Origin of the sequence: Mesorhizobium sp. M8A.F.Ca.ET.161.01.1.1 (genome assembly GCF_004792105.1) — a bacterium.
In the GTDB taxonomy this organism is placed as follows: domain Bacteria; phylum Pseudomonadota; class Alphaproteobacteria; order Rhizobiales; family Rhizobiaceae; genus Mesorhizobium.
The window spans coordinates 450971-475243 of record NZ_SRTD01000002.1 but is presented as its reverse complement, the minus strand read 5'-3'; the positions used below and the strand labels follow the sequence as shown (position 1 = coordinate 475243).

Genomic DNA, 24273 nt, shown 5'->3' with positions numbered 1-24273 from the left:
CTATCTCTATTCCGCCGGTTCCACATTGGTGTAGGCGGCTTCCTCGAGTTCGCGCTTCAGCCGCGCTTCCTCATGGGTCTTCGGGGTGACGAAGCGGCCAAGCACGAGATAGGCGACCGGTGTCAGGAACAGCGTCGAGACGGTGGCCAGGCCAAGCCCGCCGACGATCACCCAGCCGAGCGCCACGCGCGCCTCCGCGCCCGCGCCGGCGGCCAGCACAAGCGGCACACCGCCAAGTATGGTGCAGATCATCGTCATCATCACCGGCCGCAGGCGAATGGTGGAGGCCTGCTCGATCGCTTCGCGCACGCCCAGGCCGCGATCACGCAGCTGATTGGCGAATTCGACGATCAGGATGCCGTTCTTGGCCATGACGCCGACCAGAAGCACCAGGCCGATCTGGCTGTAGGCATTGAGGCTGGTGCCCGACAGCAGCAGCGCGAAAATGGCGCAGGCAAGGCCGAGCGGCACTGTCGCCATGATGATGACGGCACTGACGAAACTCTCGAATTGGGCGGCCAGCACCAAAAGGATGATGATCAGGGCGAAGCCGAAGATGGTGACCATGGCGCTGTTGGTTTCGCCCAATGTGGCGGCTTCGGCCAGCGGCAGGATGCGGCTGCCGGGCGGCAGGAGCGGCGTGGCGATCTCCTCGGCACGCGTCAGCGCATCGCCAAGCGCGAAATTGCCTGAGAGGTTGGAGGTGATTGCCACCGAAGGCTGCTGCTGTTCGCGCGACAGCGACGGCGGCACGGCGCGCTCGGTCAGCGTGGCGATGGTCGACATCGGCACGAAGCGGCCATCCGCCGTCTTGAGGAAGACATTTTCCAGATCGGTCGGGTCGTTGATCGGATTGGTGGTCGAGACCAGCTTCACGCCGTAGCTGCGGTCGGCGATGTAGACATCGACGACGTCGTTGCCGTCGAGCATGGCTTGCATGGTGTTGGCGAGCCCGGATATGTCGATGCCGAGGTCGGAAGCGCGCTCACGGTCGATGGCCACGGCCAGCTGCGGCTGCGTCGGGTCGATCGACAGGCGTGGCGTCTGGAAGCGCTGATCCTTCTGCATCTCGGCGATGATCTTGACCGCCGCATCGCCGAGCGCCTTGCGATCGTTGCCGACCAGAGCGAACTGCAGGCCGTTGCCGGCGCCGCGGATGCCGAGACTGTTGGGCTGGACCGGGAAGATGCGCACGCTGGGCACCTGTTTGGTCAGCTGGCTGATCTCGGCCATGATCTCCTGCTGGCTGCGGCTTCGCTCGTCCCACGGCGCCAGCGTCATCACCATGAAGCCCGAGTTGTAGGAACCGTTCTGGCCGGCGTTCTCGAAGGTCGAGCGAATCTCGCCGGAATCGCGCATCGGCTGGATCAGCCGCTCGATCTTCTGCATCTGCTGCGTGGTGTAGTCGAGGCTGACGCCTTGCGGGGCGTTGATGCGCAACAGCACGGCGGCGCGATCCTCGGTGGGCGTCAGTTCCTGGCGGATCGTGCCGAACAGCGTGAAGGCGATGCCGGCAAACAGCACCGCGACCAGAACCACGATCCACGGCGCGTCGAGACATGCATGGAGCGCACGCTTGTAGCCGGCATTGAGGACGCCGCCGATGCGCGCGCCGATGCCGTGGTCACCTTCGTGGTGAAGCGACGCGCTGGTCAGCATGCGCGAGGCAAGCATCGGGCAAAGCGTCAGCGCCACCACGCAGGACAGAAGCACCGACATCGCAAGCACGAAGCCGAATTCGCGGAACAGGCCGCCGGTCTGTCCCGGCAGGAACGAGATCGGTACGAAGACCGCGACCAGCGTCAGCGTGGTGGCAACGACGGCGAAGAACACTTCCTGTGCGCCGAGCACGGCGGCCGCGCGCGGCCCCATGCCCTCATTGCGCCGTCGCACGATGTTTTCCAGCACCACGATGGCGTCATCGACGACAAGGCCGGTGGCCAGCACCAAAGCGAGCAGCGTAAGGATGTTGATCGAGAAGCCGGCCAGATAGATGGCGGCTACGGTGCCGATCATGGCGACCGGCATCGACAGGCCCGGGATGAGCGTGGCGCGCCAGTCGAGCAGGAAGACGTAGATGACGATCAGCACCATGGTGACCGACAGGCCGAGCGCGATCTCGACCTCGTGCACGGCACCCTTGACGAAGACGGCGTCGTCGCTGGTGATCTTGATCGACATGCCGTTGGGCAGGTTCGCCTGCAGCTTGGCGACGGCGGCCTGGACGCCGGTCGAAATGTCCAGCGTGTTCGATTCCGCCTGCCGGATGATGCCGATGCCGATGCCGGTCTTGCCGTCCGAACGCAGCGTGGTCTGGCCGACATCGGGGCCGAGCGTGACGGTCGCGACATCGCGGATGCGCGTGGTGCCGCCGATGATGATGTTTTCGAATTCCGCAGGCGTCGTCACGTCGGCCGTGGTGCGGACGATCAGGTCCTGGTTGGTCGTGGTGATCGACCCCGCCGGGGAATCGAAGGCGACGGAGGCGAGCACCGCCCTGAGGTCGGCGACCGTGAAGCCAAGGCTGGCGAGCTTGTTCTGGTCGACGTCGATGCGGAAGATCTTGTCGCGGTCGCCATAGACCTGGACGTCGGCGACGCCCGGGACGGCGGCCAATTCGTCCTCGATCTGGTCCTGTACCACCACCGTCATGTCCTGGATCGACATGGTGTCCGAAGTCACCGCCAGCCGCATCACCGCGTCGGAATTGGCGTCGGCCTTGACGATGCGCGGTGGATCGGCCGTATCCGGCATCTGGTTTGCAACGCGGCCGACGGCATCGCGCACATCCGAGGCGGCGACGTTGAGGTCGACACCGTCGTTGAACTCGATGGTGACACGGCTCGATCCGAATGAGGAGGATGATGAAATCGACTTGACGCCGGAGACGCGAGCGACGGCGCCCTCGATCGTGTCGGTCAATTCGCGGTCGACGGTTTCGGCCGTCGCCCCCTCGAAGGTGGTGGAGACCGTGACCACGGCACGATCGACGTCGGGCAATTCGCGGATCTCGACGCCGTAGAAGGCCGCGAGGCCGGCAACCGCAATGAGGACGTTGAGCACGAAGGCCATGACCGGCCTGCGGATGAACAGGGCGGTGAAGCCGGTATCGCTGCCGGCGTTGACGGGTCCGGTCATGAGCCTTCCGCGGCGGTGGCGGCGCGCTGCTCCTGGCCGGCGATGCGAACCTCGCCGCCTTCGCTGACATTTTGGGTGCCCTCGGTGACAACCATGTCGCCGCGGCTGATCTCCGCGTCGATCAGCACGGTTTCGGTGTTGCGCTGGATGATGCGAACCGGCAACCGCCTGGCCTTGCCGTCCTCGACCTGCCAGACATAAGCACCGTCCGATCCCCACAGGATCGCCAGCGGGCTGACGGCGGGATAGGTCTCGCCGGGGAATTTCATGGTGATGGAGAACGACATGCCGGCGCGCAGCGAGTCGGCCGGGTTGGCGATCTTGGCCTTGACCAGGAGGGTGCGGCTCTTTTCGTCGATATGATTGTCGATCGCCGACACCGTGCCGGTATAGGCGTTGCTCTGATTGGCGATCGGCGTCGCCTTCAATTGCGCGCCGACCTTGACGGCGGCGGCGAAGCGTTCGGGCACCTGGAAATCGACCAGGATGGAGGACCGGTCGTCCAGCGTGGCGATCGCCGACTGGTTGGTCACGTAGTTGCCGGCCGAGATCGGCAGGATGCCGACGGTGCCCGATATCGGCGCCAGGATCGAGCGACGCTGCAGCGCAAGCTCGGCATCCTGAAGCGCCAGCTTGGCGCCGGCCAGCACCACTTCGGCATCGGCGACCGCGACCGGCGTGGCGGCGTTGGAGGCGCGCAGCGACTTGACGCGGTCGAGCTTGGCTTGTGCGTCCTGCAGGGCGAGCTTGGCCCGATTCTGGGCAATGATCTCCGTCTCGGAATCGAGCGTGGCGATGATCTGCCCCTTGTCGACATGGCTGCCGGATTCGACCAGCAGTTCGGCAAGGCGGCCCGAACTATAGGGATTGACGGTCACCGAGGCGTTGGCGCGGCCGGTGCCGATCGCCTGCAGGCGGTCGTTGATGGTGGCCGTGCCGGCAGGCAAGGCGACGACGTCGACCTGCCGGGGGCCATTGCGATTGCCGGCCTGTCTCGCGTCGGCCGCACTGTTTCCGGCCGGAGGCGTCGCCGCATAGGCCCAGTCTATCCCCCAACGCGCCAGCACTTCGGGAGCTCCGGGATAGAAGCGCGCCCAGGCAGCCGCAGCGACGACCACGATCACAAGCGCAACGACAATTTGCTTTGAGGTGCGCATCGACACTCCGGTTTCCAGGAATCGTCAGCCCCTTCCCGAAGGAGCGGCACAGCGACGGTACGGGCGGGCGGCGAAATCCGGCCACGCCACACCTCGCATATCAGCGGTTTATGGCAATTATCACGCGATCGTGCACATTAAATCTCGGTAACGTGAAGTCGGGACACCCCCGTCGGGACGGATGCGATTTGGCCGGGATCCGCCTAACGCAGGCCTTCCATCTCGCGGATGCGCCGGGCGCCGTCGGCCTCGAGTTGTCTTGTGACGGCGCCGATCAGCGTTTCGGCGACGACGAAAAGCGCCGCCGAGGAATCCCATGCGGAGGGCACGGCCGTTCGTCCGGCGATGACGTGTCGGGCAAAGCGGGCGATCGGCGACAGCCACTGGTCGGTGAACAGCACGATCTGAACGCCGCGCTGGTGTGCCTTCTCGGCGAAGCGGACGAGGCTGTCCTGGTAGCGCCTGATGTCGAAGATCACCAGCACATCGCGCTTGCCCATGTCGATCAGCCGGTCGCGCCACATGCTCTCCTGGCCGGCGAGGTGAAAAACATCGGGCTGGATAACGGCAAGATGGGCGGCCATGTAACGTGCCAGCGGGTCGGTGAAGCGGCCGCCGATCAGAAATGTCTTGCCACGCCGGTCGGCAAGCCGCGCCGCGATATCGGCAAGCTGCCTGTCGGAGAGGTGGCGGAAGGTCTCGCGCATATTGTCGAGCGTCGCTTCCAGCATCGGAGAGACCGTGCCGCCGCCGGGCGAGGGCGGGTTGAGGGTCCGTATCGCCGGCGATTGCAATTGCGCCGCCAGTTCGTCCTGCAGGGTCGACTGGAATTCCGGATAGTTCTGGAAGCCGAGCCGGGCGACGAAGCGCAGGATCGTCGGCGAGGAGACACCGGCCGCGGCCGAGAATTCGGCGACCGTCTTCAGGCCGATCATCGGATAGCTCGCGATCAGCGTCTGGGCCGCGCGCCGTTCGCCGGCCGGCATCGCGCCAATGCGGTCGGCGATCAGTTCGGCAATGCTGGAAATCATGTTTTCCCCCACCCGCTGGCCCTGCCCACGAGATCGCATTTGACAAAGCCGGGCAAACTGTATGAAATCATCCATAGGGACGCAATGAGGCAAAATACGTAACATACGATACAGCGCTCCCCGGGGACGGCAGACTATGGAGAAAGCACGGCCCGCCAGCCTTGCATCGTCTGATACCGTTGGGGTGACCAACCCTGGCGGCTCAAGCCCTTTCGTGCTGACCTGCGATCACGCTTCCAATTTCCTGCCCGCCGAATTCGGTACGCTCGGCCTTGCCGCCGAGGATCTGTCCCGCCACATCGCCTGGGATCCCGGCGCGCTGCCGGTTGCGCTACGCATGGCGCAAACCCTCGATGCGACGCTGGTCGAAACCCGAATTTCGCGGTTGATCATCGACTGCAACCGGCCGCTCGATGCGCCGGACCTGGTGTCGCCGGTCAGCGAGACGACGATCATTCCCGGCAATGCCGACCTGACCGAAAAGCAGCGCTCGGCGCGGGTCGCCCTGTCATGGCAGCCGTTTCACGACGCCATCGAGCGTATCGTCGAGGAACGGCTGGCGCGCGGCCAGGAGACCCGGCTGGTTTCCGTGCATTCCTTCACGCCCGTCTACAAGGGCCGCAACCGGCCCTGGCATATCGGCATCATCCACGATGAGGACCGCCGGCTGGCCTCGCCGCTGATATCGGCGCTCAGGCGGCTTGCCGGCATCACCGTCGGCGTCAACGAACCCTATTCCCCAGCCGACCGTGTCTATTTCACGCTGGAACGGCATGCGCGCTCGCGCGGGCTACCCTGCGCGATGATCGAAATCCGCAACGATGAAATCTCCGGCGAGACCGGGCAGCGGAAATGGGCGGATCTGCTTGCGGGCATTTTTTTGAATCTGGAGCCAGAGGAGGCCAAGGGCTCTCGACGAAGCGCAGTCGGAAAGTCAGTTCAATCGGCCAGCTAAGAACCAAGAGGGGAATTCTGACATGACAACACCTGATCAACCCGACAAGTCGGAGGACACAAATATCCTTCACAGTATGGGTTACGCCCAGGAATTGGCTCGCCGCATGAGCGGCTTCTCCAACTTCGCCATTTCCTTCTCGATTATCTGCATCCTGGCGGGCGGCATTACGTCCTTCCCGCTGGCGATGGCCACCGGCAGTGGTTTCGAGGCGACCATCGGCTGGCTCATCGGGGGCGTCTTCGCCCTTGTCGTCGCTGCTTCGCTGGGCCAGATCGGCTCGGCCTATCCTACCGCCGGCGGCCTCTATCACTGGTCGTCGATCCTGGGCGGTCGCGGCTGGGGCTGGGCTACGGCCTGGATCAACCTGCTCGGCCTGATCTTCGTGGTCGCCTCGGTGAATGTCGGCGTCTACCTGCTGTTTCAAGGGCTCGTCGCAGGTCCGATCTTCGGCTGGGACACATCGACCTGGGGCTTCTGGCAGCAGACGGTGGCTGTCGTGATCATTACCGTCACCCAAGGTCTGTTCAATCATCTCGGCATCAAGACGACAACGAGATTGACCGATTTTTCCGGCTACCTCATCCTCGTCGTTGCGGTCGTGCTGACGCTGACCTTCCTGATCTGGGGCGCGCATGGTTTCGACCTTTCGCGACTGACGACCTTCGTCAACACGACCGGCGATCTCGGGGGCGGCTATGTTCCGACGGCCCGCACGGCGCTGGTGGCCTTCCTGATCGGCCTTCTCTACCCGCTTTACACGATCACCGGCTTCGACGCCTCGGCGCACACTGCCGAGGAGACACACAATGCCCGCGTTGCGGTGCCCAGGGGCATGATCCACGCGGTCCTCTGGTCTCTCGTCTTCGGTTTCGTCATGGCGGTCTCCTTCGTCCTTGCGAGCCCCGATCTCGTGGCGACCGCCAAGGACGGCGGCAATGCCTGGTTCAACCTGTTCAACAATCTGCCGGCGCCAACCTGGCTCAAGGCTCTGCTCGGCATCGCCATCGTGCTGTCGAACTATCTGTGCGCGCTGGCCGGCCTCACTTCGACATCGCGTATGATCTTCGCCTTTTCGCGTGACGGGGGTCTGCCGGGGTCGTCTTTGTGGAAGCAGGTTTCGCCGACCTGGCGCACGCCAGTTCCGGCTATCTGGCTCGGCGTCGTGCTGTCGATCGCCGCCACGCTCTATTCGCCGGCTTTCGCGGCGCTTGCAGCCGGCTGCGCTCTCTTCCTCTACGTCTCCTATGCCATGCCGATCGCAGCGGGACTTCTTGCGGAAGGAAAGAGCTGGACCGAATTCGGACCGTTCCGGCTCGGCATCTGGTCAAAGCCGTTCGCCATCATCACCGTGCTTGGTGTCCTGGTGTTGATGTATGCCGGCATCCAGCCGCCCTTCGACATTCTGATCAACTATGCGATTGGATTGATCATTCTGCTCGTCGTTTTGTGGTTCGCCGTTGAAAACCGCCGCTTCCAGGGGCCTCCCATCGGCGAGGCGGCAATCGCCAAGCGCAGGGCGACCATCGCAGCGGCCGAAAAGGCCGTCGGCGAATCCGCCTAAACAGCCAATCAAACCGTGGCGGGTTCGCTCGCCACGGTTTTTTCCCGTTCAATATGACAAGCCCGAAACGACCAAGCGCTGGAGTGCCAAAGGAATGGCCGGAAATTTCTCGTTCGATCAGTTGAAGAAAGCGGTCTCCAATGGCGAGATCGACACGGTGCTGGCATGCATCGTCGACATGCAGGGCCGACTGGCGGGAAAACGGTTCCTAGCGCAGTACTTCGTCGATTCCGCGCATGACGAAACGCATGGCTGCAACTACCTGCTGGCGGCCGATATCGATATGGAGCCGGTGCCGGGCTACAAGGCGGCAAGCTGGTCGAAGGGCTATGGCGATTTCGTCATGAAGCCGGACCTTGCGACGCTGCGGCGTATTCCCTGGCTGGAAAAGACGGCGCTGGTGATCTGCGACGTGCTCGACCACCATACCCATGACGACCTGCCGCACTCGCCGCGCGCCATATTGAAGAAGCAGGTGAAGCGGCTGCAGGAGCGTGGCTATATCGGCTATTTCGCTTCCGAGCTCGAATTCTACCTGTTCAACGAGACCTACGATTCCGCCCGCAAGAAGCACTGGCAAAGTCTCGACACCGCGTCGCCCTATATCGGCGACTACCAGATAGGCATCACCACCAAGGAAGAAGGCGTCATGCGCCGGCTTCGCAACGAGATGGAAGCGGCCGGCATTCCGATCGAGAATTCCAAGGGCGAGTGGGGCCCCGGCCAGGAAGAGATAAACGTGCGCTATGCCGAAGCGCTCGACATGGCCGACCGCCACGTCATCCTGAAGAACGGCGCCAAGGAGATCGCGGAGTCCGAAGGCAAGGCGATCTCCTTCATGTCGAAGTACAATTACGGGCTCGCCGGCAATTCCAGCCACATCCACAATTCGCTGTGGAGCGCCGACGGCAAGACGCCGCTGTTCTTCGACAGACAAGCCGACTGGACCCTGTCCACGCTCGGTCAGCAATGGGCGGCGGGACAGTTGAAGTACGCCAAGGAATTCACCTGGTTCCTGGCGCCCTACATCAACTCCTACAAACGCTTCCAGGCCGGCACCTTCGCGCCGACCAAGATCATGTGGAGCGAGGACAACCGCACCGCCGGCTTCCGCCTGTGCGGCGAAGGCACCAAGGGCATCCGCATGGAATGCCGCATCGGCGGCGCCGACCTCAATCCGTATCTTGCCTTTGCAGCCCTGATCGCGGCCGGGCTGGCCGGCATCGACGAGAAGCTTGAACTGCAAAAACCTTTCGTCGGCGATGCCTACCAGGCTTCGCGCCTGCCGGAGATCCCAAAGACGTTGCGCGATGCCACCGAGACGCTGGCCAAGTCGAAGATGCTGAAGCAGGCGCTCGGCGAGGATGTGCTCGAACACTATGTCCACACGGCAAAGTGGGAACAGTTCGAATACGACCGCCGTATCACGGATTGGGAACTGCACAGGGGGTTCGAGCGGTACTAGATTGCCACGACGTTAGCGCCGTCCCTCACCCTTACCCTCTCCCCGTGAAGAACGGTGAGAGAGGGATGCCAGCGCTGGAGCGTTTCCCTTCTCCCCGTCGCTACACGGGGAGAAGGGTGCCGGCAGGCGGATGAGGGGCAGCGCCAAGCCATGTGATTTTTCGATTGTTACAGAAGTGCGAGGACTTAAACGATGACCGAAACGGTCAAACTGAAATCTCCCATCGACGGCTCGATCTATGCCGAGCGTCCGGTCGCGACGGACCAGGCGATCAATGCCGCGGTCGAGCGTGCCAAGGCGGCGCAGGAGAAGTGGGCGCAGACGCCGATCGTCGAGCGCGGCAAGTACATGCTGGCGATGCTCGAAGCGCTGGTTGCGAAATCAGACGAGATCGTGCCGGAGATCGCCTGGCAGATGGGGCGTCCGGTTCGGTATGGCGGCGAGTTCGGCGGCGTCAAGGAGCGCACCACCTATATGGTCGAGATCGCCGAGGCGGCGCTGAAATCCGTGCCGGCTTCCAATCCCAAGGACGGCTTCCGCCGCTATGTGAAGAAGGATCCGCTCGGCGTGGTCATGGTGATCGCGCCATGGAACTATCCCTATCTCACAGCCGTCAACACCATCGTGCCGGCACTGATGGCCGGCAATGCCGTCATCCTGAAACATGCGGCGCAGACATTGCTGGTCGGCGAGCGCTTCCAACAGGCTTTCGACAAGGCCGGGCTGCCCAAGGGCGTGTTCCAGAACGTCGTTCTCAATCACGCCCAGACCGAAAAACTGCTGGGTTCGGGCAAGATCGACCATGTCAATTTCACCGGATCGGTCGCCGGCGGCCGCGCCATTGAAACGGCGGCGGCAGGCACCTTCATGACGCTTGGCCTCGAGCTCGGCGGCAAGGACCCGGCCTATGTGCTGGCCGATGCCAAGATGGACCACGCCGTGGCCAATCTGGTCGACGGCGCCTTCTACAACTCAGGCCAATGCTGCTGCGGCATCGAACGCGTATATGTGCACGAGAAGGTCTATGACGAATTCGTCGAAGGCTTTATCGCCGAGACGAAGAACTACGTCGTCGGCAATCCTCTGGAACAGGCGACGACGATGGGGCCGATGGCGCAGGCGCGTTTTGCCGACCTGATCCGCGAGCAGAAGGCCGAGGCGCTGCGCAAGGGTGCGGTGGCGCACATCAACATGAAGGTGGCCAACGACCAGCCCGGCTCGCCCTATCTGGCGCCCGAGGTGCTGACCGGAGTCGACCACCAGATGAGCGTCATGCGCGAGGAAAGTTTTGGCCCGATCGTCGGCATCATGAAAGTGCGCAACGACGATGAGGCGATCGCGCTGATGAACGACAGCGCCTATGGGCTGACCGCCTCGATCTGGACACGCGACACCGAGCACGCGGTGGCGATCGGCGACCGGGTCGAGACCGGCACGGTGTTCATGAACCGCTGCGACTATCTCGATCCGGCGCTGGTCTGGACCGGCGTCAAGGACACCGGCAAGGGTGCCGGGCTGTCGGCCATCGGCTACGACAATCTGACGAGGCCGAAATCATTTCATCTGCGTGAAGCCATCTAATTTTCGAAAGACAAAAATGTCCAAGCTCATCTCCAAATGGAACTACCCCACCACAGTCCGCTTCGGCGCTGGCCGCATCAAGGAACTGCCGGAGGTGCTGGCGGCCACCGGCATCAAGCGGCCGCTCTTCGTCACCGATCCGGGGCTGGCCAAGCTGCCGGTCGTCGCCACGACGCTCAGGATTCTCGACGACGCCAAGGTGCCCTATGGCGTGTTCTCCGAGGTGAAGCCGAACCCGGTGGACTCCAACCTCACCGCCGGCATTGCGGTGTTCAAGAAGGGCAAGCATGACGGCGTCATCGCTTTCGGCGGCGGCTCGGCGCTCGACCTCGGCAAGCTGATCGCCTTTCAGGCCGGTCAAGTCAGGCCGGTTTGGGATTTCGAGGATGTCGGCGACTGGTGGACGCGCGCCAATTCCGACGCCATCGCTCCGATCATCGCGGTGCCGACCACAGCTGGCACCGGCTCGGAGGTCGGACGCGCTGGTGTCATCACCAACGAGGAGACGCATACCAAGAAGGTCATCTTCCATCCGAAGTTATTGCCGGCGATCGTGATCGCCGATCCGGAGCTGTCGGTCGGCATGCCTTCTTTCATCACCGCCGGCACCGGCATGGATGCACTCGCCCATTGCCTCGAGGCCTATTGCGCGCCGGGCTATCATCCAATGGCTGACGGCATCGCGGTCGAAGGTGTGCGCCTGGTCTTCGAAAACCTGCCGAAGGCCTATGCCAATGGCAAGGACCTTGTCGCCCGCGCCCATATGATGAGCGCGGCGGCCATGGGCGCCGCGGCCTTCCAGAAGGGGCTGGGCGCCATCCACTCACTGTCTCATCCGATCGGCGCGCTCTACGACACCCACCACGGCATGACCAACGCCGTGTTCATGCCCTATGTGCTGGCCTTCAACCGCGACTCCATCGAGGAGCGTATTGCCCGGCTCGCCGCCTATTGCGGCATCAAGGGCGGTTTCGACGGCTTCGCCAAGGCTGTCATCAAGCTGCGCAAGGAATTGAAGGTGCCGCACGCACTGCCGGGCCTGATCAAGGGGCTCGACATGGACAAGAAGCGCAAGGGACTGATCGCCGACATGGCGGTGGTCGATCCGACGGCCGGCGGCAACCCGGTCAAGCTGACCAAGAAGGCCGCGCTGACACTGCTCGAAAACGCCATCGCCGGGACGGTCTGAGGCCGGTTCCGGGGGGGCGGAAGTTGATCGGGAAACGAGGGGAAAGGAAAGGGGAAGGGCGAAAGACGGGCGGATTAATGATTAGCCGGAAAATTAAGTGATGGCTAATTGCTACAGCCTGTTAAAAAGAGTTAACTTTTCGCGCTGCTGACGGCTGGTTTCACAAAGCTTTCATCTGGCTGTCACACGAAAACGATACCGCATCGCAGGCGTCCAACGGCGCCAGTTCAACGGAGAGAACACATGTTCAAATTCACGGGGAAGGTGCTTTCCCTTTCGGCCGCGACCCTGATGGTGTCGTCGGTGATTTCGTCCGCGGCTTCGCTGGACGATCTCGTCAAGGCCGCGAAGGCTGAAGGCCAGCTCACCACCATCGCTTTGCCGCATGACTGGTGTGGTTATGGCGACGTCATCGCCGGCTTCAAGGCGAAATATCCGGAAATCACCATCAACGAGCTCAACCCGGACGCCGGTTCCGGCGACGAAGTCGAGGCGATCAAGGCCAACAAGGACAACAAGGGCCCGCAGGCTCCCGACGTCATCGACGTCGGCCTCTCCTTCGGCCCGTCGGCCAAGAAGGATGGTCTGATCCAGGCTTACAAGGTGTCGACCTGGGACTCGATCCCCGACAGCGCCAAGGATGCGGAAGGGTTCTGGACCGGCGATTATTACGGCGTGCTGTCCTTCCAGGTGAACAAGGATCTGATCAAGGAATCGCCGAAGGACTGGGCCGACCTCCTGAAGCCGGAATTCGCCAACTCGGTAGCCCTTGCCGGTGACCCGCGCGCCTCGAACCAGGCCATCCAGGCGGTGTATGCCGCTGGTCTGTCGTCTGGTGCGGCCGCTGGTGAAGCTGCCGGGACCGCCGGCCTCGACTTCTTCAAGAAGCTTAACGCCGCCGGCAATTTCGTGCCGGTCATCGGCAAGGCCGCCACGCTCGCCCAGGGTCAGACCCCGATCCTGATCACCTGGGATTACAACGCGCTCGCCGGCCGTGACACACTGAAGGGCAACCCGCCCGTCGACGTCGTCGTGCCGAAGACCGGTGTGGTCGCCGGCGTCTACGTGCAGGCGATCAGCGCCTTCGCGCCGCATCCGAACGCGGCCAAGCTCTGGCTGGAATACCTCTATTCCGACGAAGGCCAGGTCGCCTGGCTGAAGGGCTATTGCCACCCGATCCGCTTCAACGATCTTGCCAAGAACGGCAAGATCCCGGCGGACGTGTTGGCCAAGTTGCCGCCGGCCGAGTCCTATACGGCCGCAGTGTTCCCGACGCTCGACGAGCAGGGCAAGGCCAAGGAAGCCATCACCAAGAACTGGGACGCCGTTGTCGGCGCCAACGTAAAGTAAGACTTGAAATCCACCGGGCGGCTTCACGGCTGCCCGGTTCTTCCTCTTGAAGACGGTAGCCGGCGCATGACCGATCTCTCATTTTCCGATCACGCTGTTGCCGGAAAGACCGCGCCTCCCGCCGAGGCGCGCAGGCTCAAGCTGCCGACGCAATGGCTCGGCGTCGCGCCGTTCTTCATCTTCGCCATCATGTTCCTGATCCTGCCCACGCTCTACCTGATGCTGGGCGCGTTCCAGAACGATGCAGGTGAGTTCACCTTCGAGAATATTGCGGAACTGGCGCAGCCGTCGATCGTCGCCGCCTACTGGATTTCGATCAAGGTCAGCCTGGCCTCGTCGCTGATCGGCGCTTTTGCTGGGCTGGCGATTGCCATCGCCATCGTGCGCGGCGGCCTGCCAGACTGGATTCGCTCGGCGACACTCACGTTTTCCGGCGTCGCCTCGAATTTTGCCGGCGTGCCGCTGGCCTTCGCCTTCCTCGCCACGCTTGGCCGGCTCGGCCTTGCGACGGTGATCCTGAACACCCTGTTCGGCCTCAACATCTACGCACACGGCTTCAACATCCTGTCGTTCTGGGGCTTGACGTTGACCTATGTCTATTTCCAGATTCCGCTGATGGTGGTCATCATCGTGCCGGCCATAGATGGGTTGAAGAAGGAATGGGGCGAAGCCGCCGCAACGCTGGGCGCGACCATGTCGCAGTACTGGCGCATGGTGGTCATTCCGGTGATCTGGCCGAGTTTCCTCGGCACCGTGATCCTGTTGTTCGCCAACGCCTTCGGTGCCATAGCCACCGCCTATGCGCTGACCGGCTCGTCGCTCAACATCGTGCCGATCCTGCTCTATGCCCAGATCCGTGGCGACGTGCTGCACAATGCCCATCTCGGCTATGCCATAGCCTTCGGCATGATCCTGATTACCGGTCTTGCCAATGTCTTTTACATCTGGTTCCGCACCCGCTCCGAGAGGTGGCTCAAATGAAGGCTGGCAGGTTCTGGGCCTGGGTCGTCTTTGCGCTGGGCGCGGCCTATTTCTTCATTCCGCTGATCGCGACGGTGGAGTTCTCCATGCGCATGCGGCGCGGCGTTTATTCCTTTGACGCCTACAAGGTTGTACTGGGCGACGCACGCTTCCAGGCGACGTTCGGCTATTCGGTACTTGCCGCCGTCTTCACCATCGTCCTCGGCGTGCTCATCGTGGTGCCGGCTGCCTACTGGATACGGCTTCGCCTGCCGCAGCTCCGGCCGATCGTCGAATTCATCACGCTGCTGCCGCTGGTGATCCCGGCCATCGTCATCGTCTTCGGCTATATCAGGATGTATGGCTCGAATTCACCGCTGCCGTTCCTGGCTACCGACACGGGCACCAATGCCTTGCTGGTCATCGGCTATGCGACGCTGGCGCTGCCCTATATGTATCGAGCTGTCGATACGGGCCTCCGGACCATCGATGTGCGCACACTAACGGAAGCGGCGCAGATCCTGGGCGCCGGTTGGGGTACGATCATAAGCCGCGTCATTCTGCCCAACGTGCTGATCGCCGTGTTGTCGGGCGCGTTCCTGACGTTCGCGATCGTCATCGGCGAATTCACCATGGCGAGCCTGCTCAACCGGCCGGCCTTCGGCCCGTATCTGCAGAACATCGGCGCCAACCGGGCCTATGAGCCGGCAGCCCTTGCCATCATTGCCTTCGCCATCACCTGGGGTTGCATGTCGCTGATCCAGATCCTGTCCCGCTTCGCGCCGAAATCGGCGAACCGCCCGAATTGACCTGAGAGAAAAAGCCATGGCCGACCCGTTCCTCTCCATCCAGCACGTTCGAAAATCCTTCGGTGCCACCACGGTCGTGGAGGATTTCAATCTCGATGTCGAGCGCGGCGAATTCGTCTCCTTCCTCGGGCCATCCGGCTGCGGCAAGACAACGGTGCTGCGCATGGTGGCCGGCTTCGAGGAGCCGAGCGCCGGCAAGATCGTCGTAGGCGGCAAGGACATCACAAGGCTGAAGCCCAACCAGCGCAATGTCGGCATGGTGTTCCAGGCCTATGCGCTGTTCCCGAACCTGACCGTGGCGCAGAACATCGGCTTCGGCCTGAAGGTCGCGGGCATGCCCAAGGCGGACATCGATGCCCGTGTCGCCGAGATGCTCGGCATCATCAAGCTGCCGCAGATGGCGGACCGCTACCCCTACCAGCTCTCGGGCGGCCAGCAGCAGCGCATCGCGCTGGCGCGCGCGATCGCGCCGAAGCCGAAGCTGCTTCTGCTCGACGAGCCGCTGTCGGCGCTCGACGCCAAGGTGCGCGTGTCGCTGCGCGAGGAAATCCGCTCGATCCAGAAGCGGCTCGGCATCACCACAATCTTCGTCACCCATGACCAGGAAGAGGCGCTGTCGATCTCCGACCGCATCGCGGTCATGTATGGCGGCAAGGCCGAGCAGGTCGGCACGCCGTTCGAGATCTACAACCGGCCGGCGACCAAGTTCGTCGCCAATTTCGTCGGCACGCTCAACGTGCTCGAGGGCAAGGTCACCGACGCCGCGTCCGGCAAGGTGCAAGTCAACACCCAGGAAGTCGAACTGAAGGGCAAGCTCAACGGCTCGAAGTCCGGCGACATGCTGTCGCTGGCGCTGCGGCCCGAGGCGATTTCGCTCGGCCGCCAGCCGGGCCGCGACTCCAGCCTCACGGGGGAGATTTCCGAAGTGCATTTTCTCGGCTCGGTGATCCGGGTCCGCGTCGGCATCGGCGGCAACATGGTGTCGCTCGACACGTTCAACAACTCGGCCACCCCGCCGCCCGCAGTCGGCGAGAAGGCCGAGATTTCGTTCTCGTCGAGCGATATGCTGGTGCTGCATTAAGCTCAGCGGATATTCAGGTGAGCCGGCCTGCAATTGCCGGCCTCCCGCTAGGAGCCCGCCAGCGAAACCAGCCCGGGATGAGCGTCGCCGACGGCTGTCTCGACATCGGTTCGAACACGGTGGATCGCGCCATTCGGCCCCACACAATCAAACGCAAGAATGCGGTCTTCGCCGGGTCTGATGGCGGTGGCAGACAGGGTCGACGATCGCCACGATCCTGCAGGCCGCCAAGATGAGCGGCGTCGATCCGTTCACCTGGCTCGCCAACACTTCCAGGTCTCTACTTCGCGGGCGCGAATGTCGTTTGTGAGTACGCGATGTCGTGCAACGGGTCGATGAAGTCCCCCTGGTTGTCGGCTGTCAGCGGTGAAAGCGAGCGGTGTCCGCAGGAGCTGGAACCTGATGAAGACTCCGGATGTTGCAAAATTTATCAGTATTTTCAAACCCTTATCGACCCGATAACGCGAGTAGCGGCGTTCCTGGGACGCGGCTATCTATCGCCTGTGCGGATGAATTCAGGTGCGAGGTGAATCGATGTCGAATGAACAGGTGAACTGGCTTTTGAAGGTCATCCAACCCGAGCGGAGTCTGGCCTCCCTCCCCGGAGGTGCGAATTTCGGCCAGGACGCTCATGCAGCGCTACTTGGCCTTCCGGTCGAGGTTTACGCGGCCGAACTTGGCCGCATGCAAAAGGAGGCCTCGGAAGCGGCTAGCGCCCTGCTTGCGGACCAGGCCGTGGCATCGATGGTCGATCGCCTTCCGCTTCGCAGAGGGGCCAAAGTAGTGGTGTTCGGCGACAGCTTGACATCCGAGCCCCAGTCCTGGGCGGTGATCCTGAGGGAAATGCTGACGATGCGCCGAGGTGCCGAGGAGATTTCGCTGACCATCAGCGCGGTGGCAGGCGAGACGACCACGCACGGTCTTGTGCGTGTCAGAGAGATTACCGATGCCCGGCCCGACTGGATCCTCTTCCTGTTCGGTACCAATGATGCGCGCACGCAGGGCCCGCACCCCACCAAGACACTCGTCCATCACGAGGAGACCGCGCGCAACATCGCGGAGTTGCGCCAGCGCGTTTCCCGAGAGACCAAGGCGAGCTGCGTTTGGATCACCCCGCCAGCGGTCAACGAAGCGCAGGTCGCGACGCATCCGGGCCTTGCCAGGTTCGGGGTTCGGTTCCGCAACCAAGATCTTGAGCGAGTCGCCAAGATTATTCGCGACCGCGACGGGCCCGTCATCGACGCCTTCTCTATTTTGGGGAGCCCGCCTCCTTCGGACTTCCTCATAAGCGACGGTCTGCATTTCACCCTGGCTGGCCAGAAGCAAATGGCGTTCGAGGTGATCCGTGGCTGGAGCAAACTCAAGTGAAATACCTGGTCATCGGCGCTACGGGAAACATCGGCGCCCGGGTAGTTCAGCGCCTCATTAATGCGGGGGCACGCCCGTCCGTTTTAGTCCGCTCCACGAAGAGGGCCAAAGCCCTTTTCTGCGACCAGGTCGACATTCATGTCGGAGACCTCGAGAATCCAGGTCCCTCGTTGGGCAGGGCGCTGGTTGGAGTCGACGGGATATTCCTCGTCACGGATGGATTGGATCTCGAGAAGCGAGATCGCGCGGTCTCCTTCGCTGCCAACCGCGCAGGCGTCCGACATGTGGTCAAGCTCTCCACGCTAGACGTGCGAACCGGAATCGGCACCGGTCCGTGGCATGCACGGGGCGAGAATGCCGTTCGGGAGAGCGGGGTGGCATTCACATTCATTCAAGCAGCCGGATTCATGTCCAACGCCTTCGGTTGGTCGGAGTCCATCCGCCGAGAGGGCGTGCTGCGCTCATCCACGGGTGGGGGCAAGATCGCATTCATCCATCCAGACGACATCGCTGCCGTCGCCACAGCCTCCCTGACCACACGCGACTACGACGGCCAGGCACTTGTGATCACCGGCCCTGAGGCGCTGTCGTATGGGGAGATGACGGATACGATCGGTAGAGCCATGGGCAAGCCCGTTCGCTTCGAGGAAATAACGGACGGTCAGGCATACGCACGCACGGTCGAATGGGCCGGGAAAGGCGCCTATGCGGATGCGCTCGTGGACATCTGGCGGGCGGTGCGCGAGGGCCGGCTTGATACAGTGACGGATGGCGTAAAGCAGATAACCGGACGGGAACCAATCCCGTTCGATCAGTGGGCCACCGAGAATACCGCGTCGTTTCAGTAGTCTTTCGGAGCGCTGCCCTGAAAGGAATTCACGTAGACCAGTACGGTGCGGATTGCCTCGCTCCTTGCACCATCGCGCGAGAGGGGCGCGTGCTGTCCTCCGTGCACGAGCGCTTCCACCATGCGAGGTAGGACAAAAAGCATCCGCTCCGTCTCGTCGAGGCTGTACCGCTCCGGGTCCTCGGCGCGTGACAGGACTTGTCCGAAGGTCTGATGCAGCGCATTCTTGAAGCCGAGAGCGCTGTGCGGAACAGCGGACGCGACAACGTCGTGCAGTTCGGCAGTTTCCGCGTGCGCGTTCACCAGGCCCAGGACGAGTTCGCGCGCGAATTCCTCCAGCGAAGCCGAGGCGCAGTCGGTCATCGTCTGCTTGATGACCCGCCGCACCTCATCGACGTGCCGGTCGTGAAGAGCTGTGAAGATCGCGCGCTTGTCGGGGAAGTACTGATACAGCGATCCGACACTGACGCCGGCGGCCTCGGCAATGCGATTGGTGGTAATCGCCAGTGTCCCGTGGCGCTTGGCTACAAGCTGTACCGCCTCTAGCACGACGTCGACGGTCTGCCGCGAGCGTTGCTGCTTCGGCGTGCGCCGCGTAAGGGTCCTTCCGGCGGTCTGCATGCTGCCTTGCTGTGTGTGGTCGCTGGGCCGAGCCTCGGTACGGACCATAACAGTTCCAACCCCTCCAAACAACGTGCCAACGAGTGCGCTGCTCGTACCCAGATACAACATCAAGCGCGCCGCAAGGGGTCCCAACGCCTCTCTTAGGGCGTCATTTTGCCCCAGCGGAACCGATCCACATCAGGGTGCCACGCTTTCTGATGGGCGTGCGGCCTTTCATGGAGGCCCGTCACGCTCACAGAGGGCCACCGTTTACATGGGTGTTACAGCCCGGCGATGTTTTTCGACGATGGCTTTCGCGGCGTCCATGATATCCCGAGCAGCCGACGAGGATCATGCGGGGCAGGAGGCGGTTTGAGACGTGCGGCCAGAGGGCTTGAGTTTGATGGCCAATCCACCGCATCTTGCGGGAATATCCGCGTCGGCAATCCGGTCTCCAGAAGTAACCGCCCATGGCTCTTTTTGAACTGACCCTCGTCCTGCTTTTGACCGCCGTCGCGCTGACGGCGTTGTCGCGACGGCTGGAGATTCCCTATCCGTCCCTGCTGGCCCTGGCCGGCGTCGCGATTGCTTTCGTGCCGGGCGCCCCAGTGATCGAGATCGATCCGGAACTGGCGCTTGCCCTGTTCATCGCGCCGGTGCTGCTCGATGCCGCCTTTGACACGTCGCTGCGCGACCTGAAGCGCTACCGGCTGTCGCTGGTGCTGCTGGCGCTCGGCGCTGTGGTCTTCACCACCGTCGTGGTTGCCTTCGTCGGCTGGAAGATGGCCGGACTGCCGATCGCGGCGGCGGTCGCGCTTGGCGCCATCGTCGCGCCGCCGGATGCGGTGGCGGCATCGGCGGTGCTCGGCCAGTTCAAGGTGCCGCACCGCATCACCGCCATACTGCAGGGCGAGAGCCTGCTCAACGATGCCACGGCGCTGCTGATCTATCGGCTGGCGGTTTCGGCAGCGCTGGGATCGATCATGCTGAGCAACGCCATTCCGGTGATCCTGCTGGCGACGATTGGCAGTCTTGTCGCGGGCTATCTGTTTGGCCGCGTGTCGCTGTTGGCGCTCACCCGCATCGAGGATGCGGCGAGCAGCACCGTGGTCCAGTTTGCCGGAACCTTTGCCGTCTGGATCATCGCCGACAAGCTCGGTCTTTCCGCCATCATCACCATTGTCGTCTATGCCATGACCATTGCACGCAGGGGACCGCGCCACTCGTCGGCGAGACGCCGCGTCAGCACCTATTCGGTCTGGGAGTCGGCGGTGTTCGTGCTCAATGTGCTGGCGTTCGTGCTGATGGGCCTGCAGGCACGCACGATCGTCGGCAGGCTGGCCGGAGACGGGCAAGGCGAAGCATTCCTTTTCGCCGCAACGGTGCTGGTCGTCGTTATCGTCGCACGTCTTGCCTGGGTGGCGAGTTACGTCGCGATCATCCGATGGATTGCCCGCTTCGGCGGCAAAGAGGCAAGGCGGGAGTTGCCGACTTTCGGAGGCGCCGTTCTCGTCGGCTGGTGCGGCATGCGCGGGCTGGTGACGCTGGTCGTGGCCATTGCGCTGCCGGCCAATTTTCCCGGCCGCGATCCGATCGTGCTCGCCGCCTTCGCGGTGGTTCTGGGCACGCTGGTGCTGCAGGGCATGACGCTAAAGCCGCTGCTGCGCTGGATCAACTTCGACAAGGACAGAACCGTCGACAATGAGGTGGCGAAGGCGCGCGTCGCCATCATGCAGGCAGCGCTGGACGTGCTGAACCGCAAGACCTCGGCGGCGGCCGCCGTCGTGCGCGAGCAGTATGAGGCTCAGCGTGTGATCGCTGAAAACCCCGACGACGCGCAGGCCGCGACCGAATACGACCGGCTGCGCCTTTATGCCATCAACCGCCAGCGCGACACGCTGGAGGAACTGCGCAGCAATGGCACGATCGGTGACGAGGCCTATCACCGGCTGGAGGAAGAGATCGACTGGGCGGAATTGGCGGCGTCGCCCGCCGGCCGCTTCCAGCCGCTGACCACCGACTAGCAGATACCGAGTCTCAACCGCCCTGCTGGCCCAAGCCCCGTCCGTCTTCCTGCACATTGCAAGCAATCGACCGAACCGTTACTGCCAACGCCGAGAAGTGAGCCGGATAAGCAATGAAGCTGGTCAGCTACAACATCCAGTACGGGTTCGGCAGCGACACGCGCTACGATCTTTCGCGCGCGGCGCGCCTTGTCGCCGGCGCCGACATCATCGCCTTGCAGGAGATCGAGCGGCACTGGCAGCGCAGCAATTTCGACGACCAGGCGGAAATGCTTTCGCGCCTTTTGCCTGGTTATCACTGGGTGTATGGCCCGGCCTTCGACATGGATGCCAGCGAATGGCGGGACGGCCATTTGGTCAACCGGCGCCGGCAGTTCGGCACCATGGTTCTGTCGAAACTGCCGATTGTCTGGTCGCGGTTGCACGCGCTGCCGATGCGCCGCACGTTGCGTCCGCTCAACACGCGCAATGCCGCGCTCGAATGCATGATCCGCACGCCGGCAGGGCCGGTCAGGGTGCTTTCGCTGCATCTCGCGCACATCGCGGCGGAAGAGCGGCTGGAGCAGATTGATTATCTCTTGGCCGAGCACCGCCGGGCGCCATCGGAAGGCGGACCATGGAGCGGCGCGGACGACGAACCTTCGCGTAACTGGACTCATGGGGAAGTCGAGCCGGAAAATCCGCCGGCGGCGATCTGGCTGGGCGATTTCAACATGGAGCCGGCCAGCGCCGAGTATCGCCGCATCGTCGGCAGCACGCCCTACCATCGGGGTGCTGCCTATCTTGGCGGCTTCGTCGATGCCGCGGCCGTGGCGGTCGAACCGGCTGGTGATTTCCACACGCATGAGAAGATCATCGACGGCAGGCTGGCAAAGCGCCGGCTGGACCATTGCTTCGTCGGTGGTATGTTGGCCGGGCGCGTGAAATCGATCGGCGCCGATATCGGCGAGGTGGCGTCCGATCACTTCCCGGTCCGGGTCGACATCGATCTCGAAACGCCATTCGGCCCGGGAGGTCGATGAGCCCGATATGACGCTTTTCGTCTTCTTCGCGGTGCTTGCCGCCGCCGCCATGCATGCGATCTGGAACGCGCTGGTCAAGGTGCATCTCGATCGCTTCCTGTCGATCACGCTGATGACGCTCGGCATGGGGCTCGCGGGCCTCGTGGTGCTGCCTTTTGTCGAGGTGCCGAAGGCGGAAGTCTGGCCCTATATCATCGCCTCGGTGATCTTCCACATGGGCTACCGCACTTTCCTCATCGGTGCCTACCAGGCCGGCGATTTCGCCCAGACCTATCCGCTGGCGCGCGGCACGGCCCCTCTGCTGGCCGCGGTCGGCGGCATGTTCGTCGTCGCCGAGGTGCCGGCGCCGCTCGCCATTGTCGGCATACTGCTGTTGTCGGCCGGCACGCTGGTGATGTCGTTTCGCGGCGGGGCGCATCTGGAGAAGCTGAACCTGCGCGCGGTCGGCTTCGCCTTCGGCACCTCGGTGTTCATTGCCAGCTACACGCTGTCCGACGGCAGCGGCGCGCGGCTGGCGGCGACCGCGCAAAGCTATGCCGCCTGGCTGTTCATCTGCGATGCGCTTGGCGCCCTGGTGCTGTGCCTCGTTTTCCGAGGACCCAAGGCGCTTCCGGTGTTGGCGCGCGACTGGAAGACCGGGCTGTTCACCGGCGTGCTTTCCGGCGCGGCTTACTGGATCGTGATGTGGGCCATGACCAAGGCGCCGATCGCCTCGGTGGCGTCATTGCGCGAGACCTCGATCCTGTTCGCCATGATGATCTCGGTCTACGCGCTCGGGGAGAAGATGACGGGCTGGCGCGGTGCGGCCGCGCTCAGCATTGTCGCCGGCGTTATCGCGCTCCGGCTGGGGTGAGCGTCCTCAACCCAGCACGGTCATCACCTGGCCGCGCCGCTCCGGACTGAAGCGGATGACGACGATGATGCAGACGGCGACCACGCCGGCGAACAGCGCCAGCGCGTAGCCATAGCTGCCGCCGGGCGCCTCGGCGATCCCCGCCTGATAGGGACCGCCATAGGAGGCGGCGAGATTGCCGGCCTGGTAGATGAAGCCGGGCAAGGTCGCGCGCACCGCGCCGGGCGAAAGCTCGTTGAGGTGCACCGGGATGACGCCCCATGCACCCTGGACCGCGACCTGCATGATGAAGGCACCGATGGCCAGCATGAAGGGCGTTGAGCTGTAGGCCCATAGCGGGATGGCCGGCAGGGCGATCATGCAGGCCAAAGTGATGGCATTGATGCGGCCGATCTTCTCCGACAGCGCGCCGAATGCCAGTCCGCCGACAATGGCGCCGATATTGGCGACGATGGTGATCCAACTCACCGTATGCGGATCAAAGCCATGCTGCTTCTTCAGGAAGGTCGGGTAGAGATCCTGCGTGCCGTGGCTGAAGAAATTGAAGAACATCATCAGCACCACGGCATAGAGCGCGACGCCCCAGTGCTTCTGCAGCGTCTCCAGAAGCCCCGGCTTGACGGATTTCTGCGCCTCGACGAAGGCGGGTGATTCCGGGACGTGCGAGCGGATGAAGAGTACGATCAGCGCCGGGATGAAGGAGAGCAGGAACATGAAGCGCCAGCCGATCGTGTAGCCGCCGATCGTCTGCTGGTAGAGCAAGCCATAGACTACCGCCGCCAGCAGGTAGCCGGCGGGATAGCCGCATTGCAGGATACCCGAGACCATGCCGCGCGCGCTCGGCGGAATGGACTCCATGGCGAGCGAGGAGCCGAGCCCCCATTCGCCGCCCATGGCGATGCCGAACAGGGCACGCAACGCCAGGAAAATGCCGAGATTGGGAGAGAAGGCGGCCAGCGCCCCGATCACCGAGTAGCTGACGATGTTGAGCATCAGGATCGGCTTGCGACCGTATCTGTCCGCGAGCATGCCGAAGAAGAACGCGCCGATGAAGCGCGTCGCCAAGGTCAGGAACAGTGCCTTCGAGACTGCCGGGACATCGGTCTGGAATTCACTCGCAATATCGGTGAGCAGGAATGTCAGAAGGAAGAAATCAAAAGCGTCGAGCGTCCAGCCCAGGAACGAGGCCAGAACGGTTTTCTTCTGCTCGGCAGTGAGATTCAAGGCATCCTCCTTTGGTGCCCCCAAAGGAACGATATGTCGCCTTGTCGGCAAA

At 63.2% G+C, this 24273-nt stretch carries 19 protein-coding genes and 1 pseudogene; 15 read left to right on the top strand and 5 right to left on the bottom strand.

What is annotated here, in order from left to right; translation table 11 throughout:
• Window positions 1–6 precede the first annotated feature (6 nt).
• The 3 genes from EN804_RS07295 to EN804_RS07285 form a co-directional block, all read right to left on the bottom strand.
• Window positions 7–3138 (bottom strand): efflux RND transporter permease subunit, encoded by a 3132-nt coding sequence (locus EN804_RS07295; protein WP_135919009.1) that lies wholly within the window; start codon window positions 3136–3138, stop codon window positions 7–9.
• Window positions 3135–4295 carry an efflux RND transporter periplasmic adaptor subunit gene (locus tag EN804_RS07290; RefSeq protein WP_135881357.1) on the bottom strand — a complete coding sequence of 387 codons (1161 nt, stop codon included), beginning with the start codon at window positions 4293–4295 and terminating at the stop codon, window positions 3135–3137. Before EN804_RS07290 ends, EN804_RS07295 begins: the two co-directional genes overlap by 4 nt.
• 203 nt (window positions 4296–4498) lie before the next feature.
• Window positions 4499–5326 (bottom strand): MurR/RpiR family transcriptional regulator, encoded by an 828-nt coding sequence (locus EN804_RS07285; RefSeq protein WP_135881356.1) that lies wholly within the window; start codon window positions 5324–5326, stop codon window positions 4499–4501.
• A gap of 136 nt (window positions 5327–5462) precedes the next feature.
• Here EN804_RS07285 and EN804_RS07280 point away from each other — a divergent pair, with 136 nt between their 5' ends.
• The 12 genes and pseudogenes from EN804_RS07280 to EN804_RS07225 all read left to right on the top strand — a co-directional run bounded on the left by EN804_RS07280 (window position 5463) and on the right by EN804_RS07225 (window position 18496).
• Entirely contained in the window at window positions 5463–6281 is an 819-nt protein-coding gene (locus tag EN804_RS07280; protein WP_135881355.1) for an N-formylglutamate amidohydrolase, read from the top strand.
• 22 nt (window positions 6282–6303) lie between these two features.
• The gene (locus tag EN804_RS07275; protein ID WP_135919008.1) at window positions 6304–7845 is read left to right on the top strand and encodes an amino acid permease; all 1542 of its coding nucleotides are present in this window, start codon (window positions 6304–6306) and stop codon (window positions 7843–7845) included.
• A gap of 94 nt (window positions 7846–7939) precedes the next feature.
• Window positions 7940–9310, top strand: a complete 1371-nt coding sequence (locus EN804_RS07270) for a glutamine synthetase family protein (RefSeq protein ID WP_135919007.1) — start codon at window positions 7940–7942, stop codon at window positions 9308–9310.
• Between the two features lie 192 nt (window positions 9311–9502).
• Entirely contained in the window at window positions 9503–10891 is a 1389-nt protein-coding gene (locus tag EN804_RS07265) for an aldehyde dehydrogenase family protein (RefSeq protein ID WP_135919006.1), read from the top strand.
• Between the two features lie 16 nt (window positions 10892–10907).
• Window positions 10908–12080 carry an iron-containing alcohol dehydrogenase gene (locus EN804_RS07260; protein ID WP_127279063.1) on the top strand — a complete coding sequence of 391 codons (1173 nt, stop codon included), beginning with the start codon at window positions 10908–10910 and terminating at the stop codon, window positions 12078–12080.
• Between the two features lie 243 nt (window positions 12081–12323).
• Window positions 12324–13430, top strand: coding sequence for an ABC transporter substrate-binding protein (locus EN804_RS07255; RefSeq protein WP_135919005.1), 1107 nt, complete (start codon window positions 12324–12326; stop codon window positions 13428–13430).
• 66 nt (window positions 13431–13496) lie between these two features.
• Window positions 13497–14411, top strand: coding sequence for an ABC transporter permease subunit (locus EN804_RS07250; RefSeq protein WP_135919004.1), 915 nt, complete (start codon window positions 13497–13499; stop codon window positions 14409–14411).
• A complete protein-coding gene (locus tag EN804_RS07245) occupies window positions 14408–15199 on the top strand; it encodes an ABC transporter permease (protein ID WP_135865643.1) in 792 nt (263 codons plus the stop codon). The genes EN804_RS07250 and EN804_RS07245 overlap by 4 nt, the downstream gene beginning before the upstream one ends.
• A 16-nt stretch (window positions 15200–15215) precedes the next feature.
• Window positions 15216–16280, top strand: coding sequence for an ABC transporter ATP-binding protein (locus EN804_RS07240; protein WP_127869922.1), 1065 nt, complete (start codon window positions 15216–15218; stop codon window positions 16278–16280).
• A gap of 83 nt (window positions 16281–16363) precedes the next feature.
• Window positions 16364–16542: pseudogene (locus EN804_RS07235) on the top strand (transposase); the annotation flags it as partial.
• Between the two features lie 272 nt (window positions 16543–16814).
• Entirely contained in the window at window positions 16815–17648 is an 834-nt protein-coding gene (locus EN804_RS07230) for an SGNH/GDSL hydrolase family protein (protein WP_135919003.1), read from the top strand.
• Window positions 17645–18496: an SDR family oxidoreductase gene (locus EN804_RS07225; RefSeq protein ID WP_135919002.1), complete on the top strand. Its 852-nt coding sequence runs from the start codon at window positions 17645–17647 to the stop codon at window positions 18494–18496. Before EN804_RS07230 ends, EN804_RS07225 begins: the two co-directional genes overlap by 4 nt.
• Here EN804_RS07225 and EN804_RS07220 read toward each other — a convergent pair.
• Window positions 18490–19164 carry a TetR/AcrR family transcriptional regulator gene (locus EN804_RS07220; RefSeq protein ID WP_210237363.1) on the bottom strand — a complete coding sequence of 225 codons (675 nt, stop codon included), beginning with the start codon at window positions 19162–19164 and terminating at the stop codon, window positions 18490–18492. The two genes, EN804_RS07225 and EN804_RS07220, sit on opposite strands and share 7 nt — an antisense overlap.
• A 404-nt stretch (window positions 19165–19568) precedes the next feature.
• Between EN804_RS07220 and EN804_RS07215 the strand changes: the two genes are divergently transcribed.
• The 3 genes from EN804_RS07215 (at window position 19569) to EN804_RS07205 (ending at window position 22997) form a co-directional block, all read left to right on the top strand.
• The gene (locus EN804_RS07215) at window positions 19569–21122 is read left to right on the top strand and encodes a sodium:proton antiporter (protein ID WP_127280171.1); all 1554 of its coding nucleotides are present in this window, start codon (window positions 19569–19571) and stop codon (window positions 21120–21122) included.
• A gap of 113 nt (window positions 21123–21235) precedes the next feature.
• A complete protein-coding gene (locus EN804_RS07210; RefSeq protein WP_135881347.1) occupies window positions 21236–22144 on the top strand; it encodes an endonuclease/exonuclease/phosphatase family protein in 909 nt (302 codons plus the stop codon).
• 7 nt (window positions 22145–22151) lie between these two features.
• Window positions 22152–22997, top strand: a complete 846-nt coding sequence (locus EN804_RS07205) for an EamA family transporter (RefSeq protein ID WP_135919001.1) — start codon at window positions 22152–22154, stop codon at window positions 22995–22997.
• Window positions 22998–23003: 6 nt separating this feature from the next.
• Here EN804_RS07205 and EN804_RS07200 read toward each other — a convergent pair whose 3' ends face one another.
• A complete protein-coding gene (locus EN804_RS07200; protein WP_189524453.1) occupies window positions 23004–24221 on the bottom strand; it encodes an MFS transporter in 1218 nt (405 codons plus the stop codon).
• Window positions 24222–24273 lie beyond the last annotated feature (52 nt).